This is a genomic window from Bacillus rhizoplanae (genome assembly GCF_917563915.1).
Taxonomy (GTDB): domain Bacteria; phylum Bacillota; class Bacilli; order Bacillales; family Bacillaceae_G; genus Bacillus_A; species Bacillus_A rhizoplanae.
In genome coordinates this window covers 20,122-36,465 of sequence record NZ_CAKJTI010000025.1, presented here as the reverse complement: position 1 = coordinate 36,465, position 16,344 = coordinate 20,122, and the positions used below count along the sequence as shown (strand labels likewise).

Here is a 16,344-nt window from a genome sequence, read left to right as displayed (position 1 = left end):
GGCAGAGAAGATGTTTCGCTTTTTTAAAAAAGGAAAGGAAGAAAGAGAAATTACGCAAGATGAGCTAGAACTGGCTATGGCAAAATTTCTTGAAACGAATGCGAATGTGGTATATACGGTATTAGTAAATGATGATTACACGGTTAATTATGATTTATTAAAACCATATTTACCGGCTTTTCCTACAAATGTGTTCATTATTACGAAGGAAACCCTTGAAGTATTTGAGAATACACAAGAAAATCTTGCTCTTGTCAAAGAAATTGATGATGTACAGCGTGCAGTTGATCAATATGTGACAGAGAAAGAATCCTTTCCAATCGTCGAAGGAAATGAGAATCGGCTTATATGTTCGATAAAGTTAGGGCCATACTTAAAAAGGACGCTAGAAAGTGATTTATATGTATCAGAGAAACATTATTTAGTGACAAGCAAGCCTGATAAAATGAATGAGAGTATTGTACAATAAAGAAACAACAATGGAGAATTGTTGTTTCTTTATTGTAAATATTGTGCGGAAAGACATAGAGAAGAGGGAACACCATGATTTTGAGGGAATGGGATTCAAATTTAAGGATTCGCCTAGTAGGAGAATGGCTCTTTGGGCTTTTCTTTTGGATGCTTCTTCCGTTTATGGCGATATATTTTGCGGAAGAACTAGGAAAAACGATGGCTGGAATATTACTTGTATTGTCGCAAGTCTTATCTGTTTTTGCCAATTTAGTCGGTGGCTATTTAGCAGATACATATGGTCGTAAGCGTATGATGGTGATTGCTGCATTTGCACAAAGCGCTGCATTTGTACTATTTGCTTTTGCAAATTCACCGTGGTTGCAATCTCCTATCTTAACATTTGTAGCTTTTTCTATAATTGGTATTATGGGTTCTTTATATTATCCAGCAAGTGCAGCAATGGTTGCTGATTTAGTATCTGAAGAACAACAAAGTAAAGTATTTGCGGTTTTTTATACAATGATTAATATTAATGTTGTACTGGGACCGATTTTAGGAGCGTATTTCTTTTTCTCTCATCGCTTTGAATTGTTAATAGCAAGTGTTGTAATTAATTTTATAGTAGCATTTGTATTACTTAAGTTTATAAAAGAGACGTTACCAGAGAAGAGGAAAGAAGTAGAAAAGCAAACAGGATGGCTTACTGTTGTGAATGAGCAGATAAAGAATTATCGAATTATTTTTCAAGATCGTGTCTTTCTATTATTCATTATTGCAGGTATTCTCGTTGCTCAAACTTTCACTCAACTTGATCTATTGTTAGCCGTATACATAAAAGAAAATGTTCCTACGCAAGAGTTTTTTCAATTGACTTTAAATGGAGAAAAATTGTTTAGTTGGATTATTGCAGAAAATGGATTTCTGGTTGCTCTATTTACTGTATATGTAACAAGGCTAGCGAATTACTTTTCTGAGCGGACTATTTTTCTTTTATCTTCTTTTGCGTATGGGATAGCAATGGTTATTTTTCCTCATACTATCTCAGTTTGGGGCCTCATTATTGCAATGCTCATTTTCACGTTCGGAGAGCTATTAGTTGTTGGAATTCAAAATAGTTTCGTTTCTAAATTGGCGCCTGAACATATGCGAGGACAATATTTTGCGGCAGCAACACTTCGGTGGTCTATCGGCCGAACAATTGCACCGATTGCGATTCCCTTAACAGCATGGATAGGTTATCAATACACATTTTACATCATTGCAGTACTTGCGTTTTTGAGTGCATTTTTATATTCCGTGATGTTCCAGTTTTTACAAGGACGAAAAATTCAGGTGAAAAAGGCGATGAATGAATAAGTAAAATAAAACGCTCTCTTTTTGTAAGAGCGTTTTATTTTATATATAGATTATATTTTTCGTTCTAGCGCTAGTTTAATGCCGAATCCTATAAGAGCGGTGCCTGTGATACTTTGCATAATACGCTGTGTGACAGGTTTTTTCATAAATGTACGAACACGATGAATGAAATAAATGTACAATAAAAACCATATAGCAGTTAGTACAGTATAAGTCATTCCCATTGTAAGAAATTGTATAAATGTATTACTCTTAGCATCTATGAATTGTGGCAAAAATGTTAAAAAGAAAATAGCAACTTTAGGGTTTAGAAGGTTTGTAAGGAAGCCTTGAAAGAAACAAGATGTTGTTTTATATGTTGTGTTTATATTACTTTCTACAGTTGCTTTATTTGTCTTTAGAGGCCATAGCGCTCTAATCCCTAAATATACTAAATAAATAGCACCAACATATTTAATTATAGAAAATAAAAATGCAGATTGGACAATAATTGTTGAAAGACCTAATATTGCTGCTGCGGTATGAATGGAAAGGGCACAACAAGTTCCAAACATCGTTTTAAGGCCGCCGGACCTTCCGAGGGTAAGGGTATTTTGAGTAGCTATGGCAGTATCTGGGCCAGGTAAAAGAATAAGGAAAATAGACATCATAACGAAAAGATAATAGTGTTCCATTTTGTGTCCTGCCTTTCTAAAAATAGTATAAACAGAAGAGGGTGGTATTTTATCCTGCTATTAGCGTGCAGTAAGACCCCATATCAAGATTTAGAGAGAAGCAAAGAAGATAGGTGGGGATGAAGAAAACCCCCCACTGATGTAAGTTTCACTTTATATGATAATGAGTTGTTCATTTTTTCTTATAAGATTTCGCGCTGTTCAGTATGTATTTCTATAATATATTCATAGAAGTGGTGAAGTCCATAATAAAAAAATTTATGCCTACTTACAAAGTGTCATATAGTGAAAACTGAGTTGGAATAAGAAATATCATGTGAATGTATATATAGAAAAGCCATATGCAAATTTAGTTTGCACATGGCCTTAATTTAAGGGTATTTTTCACAATTGAAATGCTTCTGCTAGTAAGCGGTAGGAGTTTAATTTATCTTCAAAATCATGTGTAATTGTTACGATCATAAATTCTTCTGTGTTATAAACTTTGCTTAAAGCGGAGATTTGTTCTTTTACTTGATGTGGATTACCGACAATCATTCGTTTTCGATTTTCTTTTATACGTAAAAAATCAAATGCGCTATATGAATAATTCAGAGCTCTTTCGATAGATGGCGTGCCGGTTGAACGTACGCCTTGTTCAATTAATAAAATGGCTAGATCTAAGCTAGATACAATTTTTTGTGCTTTTTCTTCTGTTTCTGCACAAATGACAAAAATAGCTACGATAGATTGTGGTTTTTCTCCTAAGAAAGAAGGTTGAAACTGAGTTTGATAATTTTTTACAATTGTTGGACCACCGTAATCGTTAATAAATTGTGCAAATGTGAAAGCTGTACCTTGTTTAGCGGCAATCGTCGCACTTTCTTCACTAGAACCGAGTAACCAAAGCCTTGGTGCAGTTGGAATAGTTGGAGCAGCATGTAAATGTGCAAAGCGATGATTATCTGGTAAGCGGTCGTGTAAATACAGGGATAAGTCTTGAATTTGCTCAGGGTATTGATCGATTGAAATCATTTTCCCTTCTTGGAGTGCCCGTGTTGCAATAGGCATTCCGCCTGGAGCTCGTCCAACTCCAAGGTCAATACGGTTTGGATATAGTGCCTCTAACACGCGAAAATTTTCGGCTACTTTATAAGGGCTATAGTGAGGGAGCATAACACCGCCAGAACCTACTCGAATACGATTTGTTTTAGCAGCTATGTGAGAAATTAAGATTTCTGGACTTGAACCTGCTAAGCTAGTAGAGTCATGATGTTCTGATACCCAAAAACGAGTATAGCCAAGTTGTTCAACTTCTTGCGCAAGTCGAACTGTATTTGAGAACGCTTCTATTGCTGTACTTCCTTCTGCGATAGGAGATTGGTCTAGAACGCTTAATTTTATCATATATAATACCTCTCTTTTGTTATCTACGAAGTATTATATATCCGCTTACTAAAAATGTATAATAAAATGCTTACTTCACCATTTGGATACCAAATTCTTATTGAAGAATCGTTTTATGAATGTAATTGGGATGATTTTTTTCAAGAACAATATTTTGTATTGATAGAGCAATAGATTTATGAGTTTTCCATCTAGAGGTTCCTCGCCTGAGTAGGGGGGAGCTATCGGTTAAACTTCATATAAAAAATACATACAATACACTTATCATTAACCCATGTTATCAGCAACGGGATAGCTACTTAAGACCGAAAAAGAATTTGCCATTTTTTTTGCAAAATTTAATGGTGGCTCTACCGATTGTACATGAACATACATGATTAATGGATTCGTATATAACCAATGATTATGTAGAGCACTAACAATAATTCCCTGTTGTACAATGGATTGCATAAATGAAGGAATTTCTTCTTGCAAAACAGCAATTTCCCCTAAATTCAACGCATTACCATTTTGATCCAAAGATTCAAAGCCTACTCCAGCAGGTATTACAGACATACTTGGTTTTCCTTGAACAAGTACCTTAAAATTTCGATGGAAAGATACTGAACAAGCACCTTGATCTATTTTACTTTTCCCTTTGAGGATCGCAGCAAATTGTTCACAAAGAAAATTAAAATTGTTCATAAACTTAACCCTCCTCTATTAGACAAAATGATGCATTTAGAGATTTAATATAAAAAGGATTTATCCCACATTCTATTTATAAATAGAGCTGCGAGAATCTTTAGGTAACTTGAAAATAACCTAAAGGCTTCCATAAAAATACAGATGTTTTTATAGACAGCAGCTACTGTTTCACCCCTTCACTTTCTCTCCTAACCAAGATTCCAAAAAGATAATATTTATATAACTATATGGATAAATTGTTCATTTTAGAATGGAAAATAAGAATTTTAAATCCATTGGAATTAATAAAGAAGAAAAAGGTAATGTATTTGGTACATTTATAGTTCATTTAACAATGTAGATCCCCTTAGAAAAAAATTGAAGGGAGGTTCAATTTTATATAATTAGTGTTATTGGAATTTTGACTATTGACTGTTGGAAAAGATATAGCTATATGGATAATGAGGGTATGAAAACTCCCGCCACTTCTCTCCTTCGGATCTTGAAGTGGGGGTTTCTCGTGTATCATCTTCAAGAGATGCTTAACACGAGTGGAGTTGACACAGCTGCCTGATGGCACAACCCCTCTATTCCATCGGCAAATGCCTTTGGAACTGCTTTTTTTAAGATGTTATAGGAACCATTCACATCTGCGTTTAGTAGAAGATTTTCTTTCGTCCGATACAATCCACGTGTGATTCGTTTTCCACTGAATACAGGAGTGTCTTCCTCACCGTAAGTGGGGATTGCATCATTGTCTAGAAAGGATGCTTTACTTGTATACGATTCTTCCACTACTTGTACCATAATGCCCTGTCGATTCGTCTTGTATTTGATCATTTCAATGAGTAGATTATGTGGGATATGGCAGAATGATTGATTCTGTTGTTTCCCCATCTCACTGTTTTGTTTCCATGATGTATTTTTCCCAATCGTAATCATAGAAATCTCCTGTTGAATCGCCAGCTGAACAATGTGGTAACTCATTTTATGGAAGAGGTCTTTTATTTTGAGAAACCGTTTTTCATGAAGCCTCTCAAAACGCTTGGATGTGTGTGGTCCTTCTTTTGGTTCTTTTCCATGACGAAGAATACCTAGTAAATAAGCCTTTTGCTTGTTATAGTATTGGTTAATGCTTTTGATCACATTGCCCTTTACTAACACAGGAGTAGCCCCTGTATTCGTTGTGATAGTTGCAATATTATTGATCCCTAAATCAATACTTATATAGCGATGATTGTTTACATACTCAGGTGATGGTTCGGATTGTTCTGTTACAATTTCCACCTTGAATTTCCCATAAGCAGGAGAAACACGTACCTCTTTGAGATTTTCGATATGCCCAAACAATTTACCAATATTTAATTTTATACTTGTTTTTGGAAAACGAATGTACTTATTTTGAAGTTTACATACTTGATTCGTAAATACAATTTCTGTCATAGATGATTTGATATATTTGGGAATGCGAGGTCTGCCCGTAAAAGTGGAAGGATGTTTCTTGTATGCATTGATGGATGCAAAGAATGATTTCCAGTTTTGATATAGCTTCTTCATAACTGCTTGATTTATTTGTGCTGGCAAGTCCACATAATCTTGTTGTTTCATTGTTTTAAACAAACAATCTAGAAAATTATAGGATAGAAACGATTTCTCTTTTGTCGGTAATGTAAACAAGTTACATTTTATGTCCTTCTGTTCTTTCACAGGTTTTTCTTTTTGTTTTTGCACACGTTTTTGATACGCACGAAGTTGATTTTCATTCATGATTTCAATATGTGCTTGTAATGTATGAAGAACTTCTTGTTGAAGTGGCTGTAATGGTTGATCCGTACGTAAGGCCGTATACACTTGGCGAATATAGAAGTTTGTTGTATTGTAGAGATTTTTTGCATTTTGACACATTTCCATGAAATAGGCGTGCAATTTGTGACCTTCCTTAATCCAAATTTGATAGGTTGCATATTCTTTTTCTTGCGGCATGATTTTCACCCCCTTCTCTTCTTACCTTCATGATACTACAAAATGGAAAAAGAACATATATTCGTATTGATGGCAAAAATTTTTTACGAATGCAACGGCAATTCATCCCCATCTTAAACTGGACTATGCCCCGCGAGTTTTGAAGATGGGGTTTTCGTTCCAATTTTCCGATAAAAAGTATAGAGCAGGACGGAGCAGAGATAATAATTATATCCATGATGTATCCGTTTTTGTAACCATTTTTATTTTAAAAACAAGCTTTTCTATGAAATATTAATTCATTCTTGCATCGATGAAATAAACCAGTTTTATTTGTAATAACTTAATTCACTCTAATTCATAGTAAGTATAGGAATGAAAGAACTGTAACATATCAAAAATGTATGTAAGATTATTCTTTGAACAAGGGAGTTTTTATGAAACAAAAAACAGGACTACTAAAAGGATTAATACTCATAACAAAAATAGCTTTAGCTTCTGGTGTATCATGGGAATTAGCAAAAATGTTAGGGTCAAAACACCCTTATTTGGCACCATTAACTGTTATTCTTTCTATGCAAGAAACTGTCCAGCATTCTGCCGTGTATGCTTTTTACAGAATTATCGGTACTATTTTTGGAATTTCTATTACCGTTTTTATTATCAGCCATTTAGAAGTGAACGGATGGACTATAGGATTATTACTATTTGGAGGAATGTTGCTTCCAGTTATACTAAGGGTACATAAAACCATCATACATCAAGTGGCTTTAACCATTTTATTAGTCTTTGTTTTTGTGCATAAAACGAGCTATTATGTCTCAGATCGAATTAGAGATACTATCATAGGAGCACTTATCGCTATTATCATTCATATGATGATTTTACCACCCAATTATGTGAAAGAAGCTCGTTCGACGTTAAATCAATTTGGATTCCATCTTGTACAGTTGTTTGAAAAGACAGCTCATTGGGTAAATACTAACTGCGACCCTGTTAAAGGACAAGATTTAAGAAAGAATATAACAAATCTACTCCAGGAACTGCATCAAGTACAAGAAAATTTTAAGCTGGCAGAAAAAAGTTTGAAATTAAATCCATTTATTAAGAATAAAAAACAAATATTAAAACAAAACGAACAATTCCTTTCGCAGTTAAAGACAGGATATATTTATATTTCCAATATACTAAACACATTCAGTGACTGGTCCAAAACAGATTTTATTTCAAAAGTTGATCAACAACAATGGGCTATTCAATTACAAATGCTGGGGAGATACATAGAAAAGCAACTCAACGGAAGTTCAGAGAACCATCAAAACTCTAAGAGTTTTAAATTTACCCTAGACTTACTGGACCTATCTTCGATTTCTGTACAAATCAATATCTCACCAGAATTAGAGCCCTATAGATATCAATTAAGTTTGTATAATGACACGCTCAAATTAATTCAGGAGTTAAGAAAAGGACAATAGTAACTACTAGCCTCCCGCTAATCTATGGTGTCGTGTGCGTTGAACAAAAAATAAGAGGTAAGTATATATTAAACATAACTAATATATACTTACCTCTATTTTTTAGGATTTTTAACTTTTAGGTCTTGATAATTTGCATATCCGTTTTTAGTGAGAAATTCCTCTTTCAAAATGATTCATTTCAACTAAATTAAGAATGTATTCGTAATTATCAATTGTTCTTTTGATTTCATTACGCTCACTTTCTGTTAATTTTACATCTGTTAATCGTTTATATAGCTGAGATTTTTGACTTTCTAATTGTTTCTTAGTTTCATGATAGTTGTAAGAGCGTTTCATCTTTCCATCCCCTTTCTTACATTTCCTATCTACATTTTTATTATACGGTTAAAGAAAAGAAATAAGTGCATATCCTTTTGAACTTTTTGTGAATATTCAGAAAACAAAGAATGATCCATCCCTTCCTTGAATACAATGCATTGAACTATGATTTTGTACTGATGAGTAGGGGTGTGGGATGATGCAAATAAATATGCAGTCCCGTCTTACAACAAATGAGATGTTGTCTATTATTGACAATGGTTTACCGAAAACGACAGTACCGAAAAATATTATTATTATTGGAGCAGGCATGGCGGGGTTAGTGGCTGGATCATTATTGAAGGCTGCTGGTCATCGTGTGAAAATATTAGAGGCAAATGATCGAATTGGCGGGCGTATTTATACGGTTAGAATGCCGGAAACAGGCTTATATCTAGATGTTGGAGCAATGCGGATTCCTTATACACATGAACTAACACTTGCATATAATAAGAAGTTTGGATTGAAGTTAAATCCATTTATTAATCGAAATGATACGGATATTATATATGCAAATGGTCGCAAGACAACATTGAAACAATATGAGAAAAATCCGAGTATTTTACGTTATCCAGTTGCAGCGAATGAAGAAGGAAAATCATCGGAAGAGTTGTTGATGTTAGCAATACAACCAATTCTTGATTTTATTAAAAGAGACCCAGAAAAAAATTGGAGTATTGTAGAGAAAGATTTTGGTAGGTATTCTACAGCAGAGTTTTTAAAAGATTATCCTCACCAATATAAAGTATCTTTTTCACCAGCTGCTGTAGAAATGATAGGAGTACTTCTTGATTTAGAAGGATTTTTAGAAAGGTCTTTTGTAGAAACATTGCGCTTTATTTTTATTTTACAGCAATCTACAGGATTTTATGAGATTGAAGGGGGCAACGACGCATTGCCCAGAGCTTTTTTACCGCAATTGCAAGATGATATTGTCTTTCAGCAAAAATTAATGAAACTAGAACAGCATGAAAAAGGAATTACAGCATATTGCCGTAATGAAAAAACGTTTGAATACAGCAGTATTACAGGAGATGTTATTATTGTTACCATTCCGTTTACAACAATGAGATTTGTCGAAATTGATCCGTATGATTCTGTTTCTCATGGGAAATGGAGAGCCATTCGGGAACTACATTACATGGCCGCTACGAAAATAGGGATTCAGTTTAAAAGTCGATTTTGGGAAGAACAAGGTCAACTTGGTGGCCGTATTATTACCGATTTGCCTATTCGTTATGCGTATTATCCGAGTCATGGTATTGGTACAAAAGGGCCTGGAATGGTACTTGGAAGTTACACATGGTCGTATGATGCGTTGTTGTGGGATGGCTTATCTGAAAGTGATCGTATTTATTACACTTTGCGAAATCTAGGGACAATACTTGGAAATCAAGTGTATGATGAATTTATTTCTGGTATATCGAAAAGTTGGACATTAGATCCATATGCATTAGGAGGGTTTGCAATCTTTCAGGCAAATCAACAATCAGAATTACAGAATGATATTGTGAAACCAGAAGGAAGAATATATTTTGCAGGAGATCATACGACGTTGTATCATGGCTGGATACAAGGGGCAATTGAATCAGGAATTCGGAGTGCAACAGAAATAAATCAATTACAAATGTAAAAAGAACATGAGAATGAATCTCGTGTTCTTTTTGTGTACTTATGGAACGGGATGACCATTTGAACTTTCAAAGATTGTAAACCATTGCTGACGGTCTAGTGTTAGTTTTGTTGCTTCAACAGCTGTTTTGACACGTTCTAGTTTACCAGAGCCAACAATTGGTAGCATATTAGCTGGATGAGCAAGTAGCCATGCATACATAATAGAATCAATTTTAGCAATGTTAACATCAGCGGCGATTTGCTCCAATGTATGGCGTAAGCGAAGTGCACGTTCATTGTTTCCTTTAAAAATTTCACCGCCAGCAAGAGGAGACCAAACCATAGGAGAAATTCGGTTTTCTTGGCACTGCTCAATCGTACCTTTTTCAAAATGCTCAAGCTGCATAACGGATACTTCGATTTGATTTGTAATAAGCGGGAAATCTAAATATGAACTTAACATATTGAATTGGGAAGGCAGAAAGTTTGATACACCAAAGTGTCGTACTTTTCCATCTTGTTTTAAGCGAGAAAAAGCTTCTGCAACTTCTGCGGGATCCATGAATGGATCTGGGCGATGAATGAGTAATACATCGATATAATCTGTATTTAGGTTTTGTAGTGATTGTTCAGCACTTTTTATAATATGCTCAGCACTTGTATTATAGTGAACGACGTAGCGTTCTGGAAATTTAGGTGATGTGAGAGCGATTCCGCATTTTGTAACAATTTGCATATTGTCACGTAAACTTGGTGTTAATTGAAGCGCTTTCCCAAATAAAGCTTCACATGTGTAGTCGCCGTAAATATCGGCATGGTCAAACGTTGTAATACCCATCTCCATACAAGACTCAATAAAAGAAAGTAATTCTTGATCGGTCATATTCCATTCTGCTAAACGCCAAAACCCTTGAATGATTTGAGAAAATTCTAGGTTTTGAGCCATTTGAATTCGTTTCATTTATAAAGGTCCTCCTTGATGATATGTATGAATCTATTATTTATGAAAAGGTTTTCTTATTTAACATATATTATATATTCGTGTAGACATGCTTACAACTAATATGTTTCGTATTCAGAAAATAAGAAGACAACCTATGATATAATACGTAATCATATATGTAACAAGGAGATGTAGAACAGTGATTCCAGTAACGATATTAACCGGGTTTCTTGGTTCAGGGAAAACAACTTTATTAAATCGTATTTTATCTGAAGAGCATGGCAAGAAGCTTGCGGTTATTGTAAATGAAATTGGACAAATTGGTATTGATAATCAATTGATTATGAATGTAGAAGAAGAAATTATGGAAATGATAAATGGCTGTCTATGTTGTACAGTACGTGAAGATTTACTTGTCGCACTAAAGCATTTATTAGAAGTAAAAGCGGAAGGTAAAATGGATTTTGAAGGTTTAGTGATTGAAACAACGGGGCTTGCAAATCCGGGCCCGATTATTCAAACATTCTTTTTAGACCCTATTATTCAGTCTGCATACCAAATTAATGGTGTAATAACTGTAGTAGATAGCTATCATATACATAAACACTTTGAAAAAGGCTTGGAAGCAAAAGAACAAATTGCTTTTGCTGATATGGTTTTAGTAAATAAATTGGATTTAATAGACCAGGTGAAAAAAGAAAATTTGCTTATTGAATTACAAGGGATAAATCCAACTGCAAAATTAATCCCAACAACAAACTGTGAAGTGGATATTTCATCATTACTAGATATACAAACATTTAAAACACGTGACAAGTTGGAAGTTTATCCGCATAAAGAGCAGCATCATTTAGAAGGTGTAAAGTCATTTGTGCTAAGGGAAGAGCGTCCTCTTGATTTACAAAAGATAAATGAATGGATGTCAGCCGTTGTACAAGAATTAGGAGAGTATTTATATCGTTATAAAGGAATATTATCTGTTGAAGGAGTAAATCGCCGCATTGTTTTCCAAGGTGTACACACGTTATTCGCTGCTTCATATGACAGGGAGTGGCAAGAAGGAGAAGAACGTGTAAGTGAGATTGTTTTCATTGGTAAAGATTTAAATAAAGAGTGGTTTCAAGAGCATTTTCAAGAATGTATAAAATAGGCCTGCTTTTGAACTGCACCCCAATTGTTAGACACAGTCTAACAATTGGAGGTGCAGTTTTTTGGTTAAATATCAGTTTAAAGACGAATTAGAAATGGTGTTAGATTACGAGAATAAAAGATACAACATAAAAAAGACCGATGAAAAGTTTTTTCACCGGTCTAAAATGAAAAGTTATGTTAATTTGTTGCTTCTTTTAAAGTGTTAATGTTTTCTTGCATCAATGTAAAGTAATCCTTATTTTTTTTCGCATCATCATCGGAAATTGTTGCAAGGTGATTTAAGCGTAAGATTTTTGTTCCTGTTTCTTTTTGAATGACTTCTGCTACTTTTGGTGTAGAGAATGTTTCAAATAAAATATATTTTAATCCATGCTCTTTTGCGGTTGCTGCGATAGAAGCCAGTTCTTTTTGAGACGGTTCATCAGAAGCAGAAAGACCTGCAATTGGAATTTGTTTGAAACCATAGCGTTGCTCCCAATATCCGTATGCAGCATGAGAAACTAAAATTTCTTTTGTCTTTGCATGATCAGCCACTTCTTTAAATTGACTATCTAAATCTGTGAATTTTTTTTGCAATGCTGCGAAATTTTTCTCGAATTCTTCTTTATGTTCTGGTTGTAGTTCTACAAGAGCATTTTTAATTGTTTCAGCTTGCTTCATGGCAAGTGTTGGGTCTAACCAAACATGAGGGTCTTTATCATGATGATGCTCTTCTTTATGGCCTTCTTCATGTTCTTCTTCAGTTGAAGATCGCAGTTCTATACCTTTTGATGCATTCACAATTTTGACATTTTCATTTTTTAATGTTTTTTCCATTTTTTCAGCAAATGGTTCTAATCCAGATCCGTTATATACAAATAAATCTGCTTTGGCAACTTGTACAGTTTGTTTTTGAGTTGGCTCATACGTATGAGAGTCTGCACCTGGTGGATAAATGGCTGTTACGTCTACATAATCACCACCGATTTTTTTAGCAAAGTCAGCTAAAGGAAAAATAGTTGTATAGACGGAAAGTTTGCCATCTTTTTTATTTGCTGTGCTATTTTGTTTCGAACATCCAGCAAATATAAGGGTAAATATTAGTACGAATGAAAATATGAGTGATTTTTTCTTCATTTTATGCTCCTCATTTCTTTACTCTCTAGCATTCATTTTCTCCAAGAAAAGAAAGAATATCTTTCTTTTTAATAAAACGGAATAATTACGTTCTGATTCACCGATTTAGTATAATACATCTTTGAAAATGTTGCAATAAATAATAATGATTACGATTTATAATTTGTTCTAAATTTGTCACAATGCTATGGTTTATTTTTTGTATTTTTGCATATATCTTTCCATTCCTTTCATATAGTGTGATAGAGGCTGCAGAAAAGGAGATGAGCGAATGGAATATGGGATCGAAGCGATTTTATTGATATTGGCTGTTATGTTTCCGTTATCATGTGTGCTTCTTTTTTTTAAAGCACTTATTCGGAATTTAGGAGATGCAAGTACAATTACTGAGATGCCAAAAAGAGAAAAAGAATAAACAAAGCGCTTGCATATTGTATTACGCTGTGCTTATGATAGAGAAAGATATTAGAAGATAAAGAGGTATAGAAACGTATGAAAACTAGAACAGCCTTAGTACTTGGAGCTAGTGGCTTAGTTGGACAAGAAGTGACACAGTTACTGATTGATTCGGACTATTACGATTCAGTTACGATTTTCGTACGAAAGCCGCTGGAATGGGAACATGAAAAACTGCAGCAAAAGCAGGTTGATTTTTCGATTTTAGAACAATATAAAGAATTTTTTGCTGTAGATGATGTGTTTAATTGCCTTGGTACGACAATTAAAAAAGCAAAGACGAAAGAAAACTTTAAAAAAGTTGATTATGATTATACAATACGTGCTGCTCGTTTAGCGGAAGAACAAGGAGTACAAAATTTTCTTGTTATTTCTTCGATGGGTGCAAAACCAAAGTCACTATTCTTTTATTCACAAGTAAAAGGACAGATGGAGGAAGATATTCAAAAGCTAGTCATAGAAGGCATTCATATTTTCAGACCATCCCTTTTACTTGGAGAACGAGAAGAGTTTCGTTTTGGAGAAAGAATAGGAGAAAAAATTTCAGGCATTATGCCGTTTTTATTTAAAGGGTCTTTTACAAAATATAAACCAATTTCAGCAGAGCAAGTGGCAAGAGGAATGTATGTAACAGCGCTGCGTGAAGAGTCTGGGGTCCATGTACATGAATCTTCGGAGATTGCTAAGATGAAATAAAAGAGAGAGAAGATGTCTTCTCTCTCTTTTATTTTGTAGTATTTTTTATCCCGCTACTGCCCAAAAGTAGTGGGATTGGTTCAACTAACCCTCAGCGGGGGATAAAGAAAACCCCTGCTGAGGGAAGTTTCACTTTATTTTTCCTGGAGCCCGGCTATACTGAAATGGCTCAGTTAATTCAAAACCAAGTTCATTTGCTGCTGTTCTTGGAAAATACGGGTTTCGCAATAGTTCTCGGCCGATAAAGATTAAGTCAGCAGAACCTTGTTGTAAAATTTCTTCTGCTTGCATGCCACTTGTAATAAGTCCAACAGCACCTGTAGCGATAGAGGCATGTTCTTTTATATGTTTTGCATAGGATACTTGATAACCAGGATATACATCAATATGTGCTGGTACAACAGCTCCAGAACTACAATCAATAAGGTCAACGCCTTGCTCTTTCATCCACTTCGCAAATGTTACATAGTCTTTTATAGTTAAACCTTCTGGATGATAATCATGAGCGGAAATACGAATGAATAATGGACCGTGCCATACTTTTTTCACTTCAGCAATAATTTCACGTAAAAAACGATAGCGGTTTTCATAGGATCCACCATATTCATCTGTACGATGGTTTGTTAACGGAGATAAGAATTCATTAATTAAATAACCGTGTGCTCCGTGTAATTCAATAATATCAAATCCAGCTTCTTTTGCACGTTCTGCTCCATTTCGAAAGGCTGTGATAGTTTCTTGTATTTGTTCTTTACTCATTTGTACAGGGATTTTCATTGCAGAATCAAAAGGAATAGCTGATGGAGCAATAGGATCTGTATTGAGAACCGCTTTTCTACCTGCATGTGCAATTTGAATAGCTGCTTTTGCTCCGTATTCATGAATCATATCGACAACTTGACGTAGACCATCTATGTGTTCATCATCCCAAATTCCTAAATCTTTGTGGGAGATGCGCCCTTCTGGTGTTACTGCTGTAGCTTCTAGCATAATAAGCCCTACTTGACCAGCTGCACGCGATGTGTAGTGAATAAGATGGAAATTTGTTACTTTTCCGTCTTCATTTTCAGAGGAGTACATACACATAGGTGACATAACAATTCGATTCTTTAGTGTAATATCTTTTATTGTATACGGTGAAAATAATTGGCTGTTCACAATAATGATCCTCCTTTATTTCGTCTAAATGGAAATTATTTAATCGTAATTTGCTTATCCTGCTATTTGTGGGCAGTAAGACCCCCACCTCAAGATTTAAAGAGAGACGAGGAAGATAAGTGGTGATAACTGCTGGCATGCGCTCGATTGGCGGAATTAACCATCAGTGGAGGATGAAAAAAACTTTGATGGAAGCTCCGCTTTATAAAACGAGAGTGGTTGAACGAATCGTCTTGATGGTATTGTAGCATCTCGTTCTTTTTTTCCATAATGAAATGCTTAAAGTTATATTATGTTATGATTAGTCTGCGTTTAGTGAATCACTATAATTTTAATGTTTTAGAATGAAAGGTTTACATCATGATACAATAGCGAATATATGAGGAACTAGGAGGTGTTTTATGTATCAAGCATATTATGAAAGTGAAATTGGATGGATTGAAGTAAAAGGGGATGAAAACGGCATTTCTTCAGTATTATTTGTAGAACAAAAACAAGAAGATGTCCTTCATCCAATTGTTGAGCAATGTGTAATGGAGCTAGATGAATATTTTCATAATAAACGAACAGTATTTACTATACCGTTACAAGCAACAGGAACTCCGTTTCAAAAACAAGTATGGAATGCACTTTGTAGTGTTTCGTATGGAAAAAGTGCTTCTTATCTTGATATTGCAGAGAAAATTGGAAACTCAAAAGCTGTACGTGCTATTGGAGGAGCAAATAGTAGAAATCCGATTTCTATTATTGTGCCCTGTCACCGGATTATTGGGAAGAACGGAAATTTAGTAGGTTATGAAGGTGGACTTTGGCGGAAAGAATGGTTATTAAAGCATGAAGGGTTTTTAAGATAATGGAACAAATCTTTCAAATGTAA

16 protein-coding genes are annotated in these 16,344 nt (G+C 34.6%); 8 read left to right on the top strand and 8 right to left on the bottom strand.

Going from position 1 to position 16,344, the window contains the following annotated elements; genetic code table 11:
• The first annotated feature begins 10 nt into the window (after positions 1-10).
• Both LRP84_RS17715 and LRP84_RS17710 read left to right on the top strand, forming a co-directional pair.
• Positions 11-469 carry a DUF3939 domain-containing protein gene (locus tag LRP84_RS17715; protein ID WP_230576280.1) on the top strand — a complete coding sequence of 153 codons (459 nt, stop codon included), beginning with the start codon at positions 11-13 and terminating at the stop codon, positions 467-469.
• A gap of 74 nt (positions 470-543) precedes the next feature.
• Positions 544-1,809 carry an MDR family MFS transporter gene (locus LRP84_RS17710; protein ID WP_230576279.1) on the top strand — a complete coding sequence of 422 codons (1,266 nt, stop codon included), beginning with the start codon at positions 544-546 and terminating at the stop codon, positions 1,807-1,809.
• Positions 1,810-1,859: 50 nt separating this feature from the next.
• Here the strand turns inward: LRP84_RS17710 and LRP84_RS17705 are convergent, their stop codons facing one another.
• From LRP84_RS17705 to LRP84_RS17690, 4 genes are all read right to left on the bottom strand, one after another.
• Positions 1,860-2,483, bottom strand: coding sequence for a LysE family translocator (locus LRP84_RS17705; protein ID WP_230576278.1), 624 nt, complete (start codon positions 2,481-2,483; stop codon positions 1,860-1,862).
• A gap of 384 nt (positions 2,484-2,867) precedes the next feature.
• On the bottom strand, positions 2,868-3,869 hold the full coding sequence (locus LRP84_RS17700) for an LLM class flavin-dependent oxidoreductase (RefSeq protein ID WP_230576277.1): 1,002 nt from the start codon (positions 3,867-3,869) through the stop codon (positions 2,868-2,870).
• Positions 3,870-4,136: 267 nt separating this feature from the next.
• Positions 4,137-4,553 (bottom strand): DUF1259 domain-containing protein, encoded by a 417-nt coding sequence (locus LRP84_RS17695; protein ID WP_230576276.1) that lies wholly within the window; start codon positions 4,551-4,553, stop codon positions 4,137-4,139.
• Between the two features lie 513 nt (positions 4,554-5,066).
• Entirely contained in the window at positions 5,067-6,518 is a 1,452-nt protein-coding gene (locus LRP84_RS17690; RefSeq protein ID WP_230576275.1) for an RNA-guided endonuclease InsQ/TnpB family protein, read from the bottom strand.
• A gap of 416 nt (positions 6,519-6,934) precedes the next feature.
• Between LRP84_RS17690 and LRP84_RS17685 the strand changes: the two genes are divergently transcribed.
• Entirely contained in the window at positions 6,935-7,972 is a 1,038-nt protein-coding gene (locus tag LRP84_RS17685; RefSeq protein ID WP_230576274.1) for an FUSC family protein, read from the top strand.
• A gap of 147 nt (positions 7,973-8,119) precedes the next feature.
• Here the strand turns inward: LRP84_RS17685 and LRP84_RS17680 are convergent, their stop codons facing one another.
• Entirely contained in the window at positions 8,120-8,311 is a 192-nt protein-coding gene (locus LRP84_RS17680; RefSeq protein ID WP_230576273.1) for a DUF3896 family protein, read from the bottom strand.
• 181 nt (positions 8,312-8,492) lie between these two features.
• Here LRP84_RS17680 and LRP84_RS17675 point away from each other — a divergent pair, with 181 nt between their 5' ends.
• Positions 8,493-9,965, top strand: a complete 1,473-nt coding sequence (locus tag LRP84_RS17675; RefSeq protein WP_230576272.1) for a flavin monoamine oxidase family protein — start codon at positions 8,493-8,495, stop codon at positions 9,963-9,965.
• Positions 9,966-10,004: 39 nt separating this feature from the next.
• On the opposite strand, the gene LRP84_RS17670 is transcribed toward LRP84_RS17675, so the two are convergent.
• Positions 10,005-10,907 carry an aldo/keto reductase gene (locus LRP84_RS17670; RefSeq protein ID WP_230576271.1) on the bottom strand — a complete coding sequence of 301 codons (903 nt, stop codon included), beginning with the start codon at positions 10,905-10,907 and terminating at the stop codon, positions 10,005-10,007.
• 181 nt (positions 10,908-11,088) lie between these two features.
• On the opposite strand from LRP84_RS17670, the gene LRP84_RS17665 reads away from it, so the two are divergent.
• Entirely contained in the window at positions 11,089-12,039 is a 951-nt protein-coding gene (locus tag LRP84_RS17665) for a CobW family GTP-binding protein (RefSeq protein WP_230576270.1), read from the top strand.
• 179 nt (positions 12,040-12,218) lie between these two features.
• Here the strand turns inward: LRP84_RS17665 and LRP84_RS17660 are convergent, their stop codons facing one another.
• On the bottom strand, positions 12,219-13,157 hold the full coding sequence (locus tag LRP84_RS17660; RefSeq protein ID WP_230576269.1) for a metal ABC transporter substrate-binding protein: 939 nt from the start codon (positions 13,155-13,157) through the stop codon (positions 12,219-12,221).
• A gap of 271 nt (positions 13,158-13,428) precedes the next feature.
• On the opposite strand from LRP84_RS17660, the gene LRP84_RS17655 reads away from it, so the two are divergent.
• On the top strand, positions 13,429-13,572 hold the full coding sequence (locus LRP84_RS17655) for a hypothetical protein (protein ID WP_230576268.1): 144 nt from the start codon (positions 13,429-13,431) through the stop codon (positions 13,570-13,572).
• A gap of 77 nt (positions 13,573-13,649) precedes the next feature.
• Positions 13,650-14,309, top strand: a complete 660-nt coding sequence (locus LRP84_RS17650; protein WP_230576267.1) for an oxidoreductase — start codon at positions 13,650-13,652, stop codon at positions 14,307-14,309.
• Between the two features lie 129 nt (positions 14,310-14,438).
• Here LRP84_RS17650 and namA read toward each other — a convergent pair whose 3' ends face one another.
• Positions 14,439-15,467 (bottom strand): NADPH dehydrogenase NamA, encoded by a 1,029-nt coding sequence (namA, locus tag LRP84_RS17645; RefSeq protein WP_230576266.1) that lies wholly within the window; start codon positions 15,465-15,467, stop codon positions 14,439-14,441.
• A gap of 401 nt (positions 15,468-15,868) precedes the next feature.
• On the opposite strand from namA, the gene LRP84_RS17640 reads away from it, so the two are divergent.
• Positions 15,869-16,321 (top strand): methylated-DNA--[protein]-cysteine S-methyltransferase, encoded by a 453-nt coding sequence (locus LRP84_RS17640; protein WP_230576265.1) that lies wholly within the window; start codon positions 15,869-15,871, stop codon positions 16,319-16,321.
• The last annotated feature ends 23 nt before the right edge of the window (positions 16,322-16,344 follow it).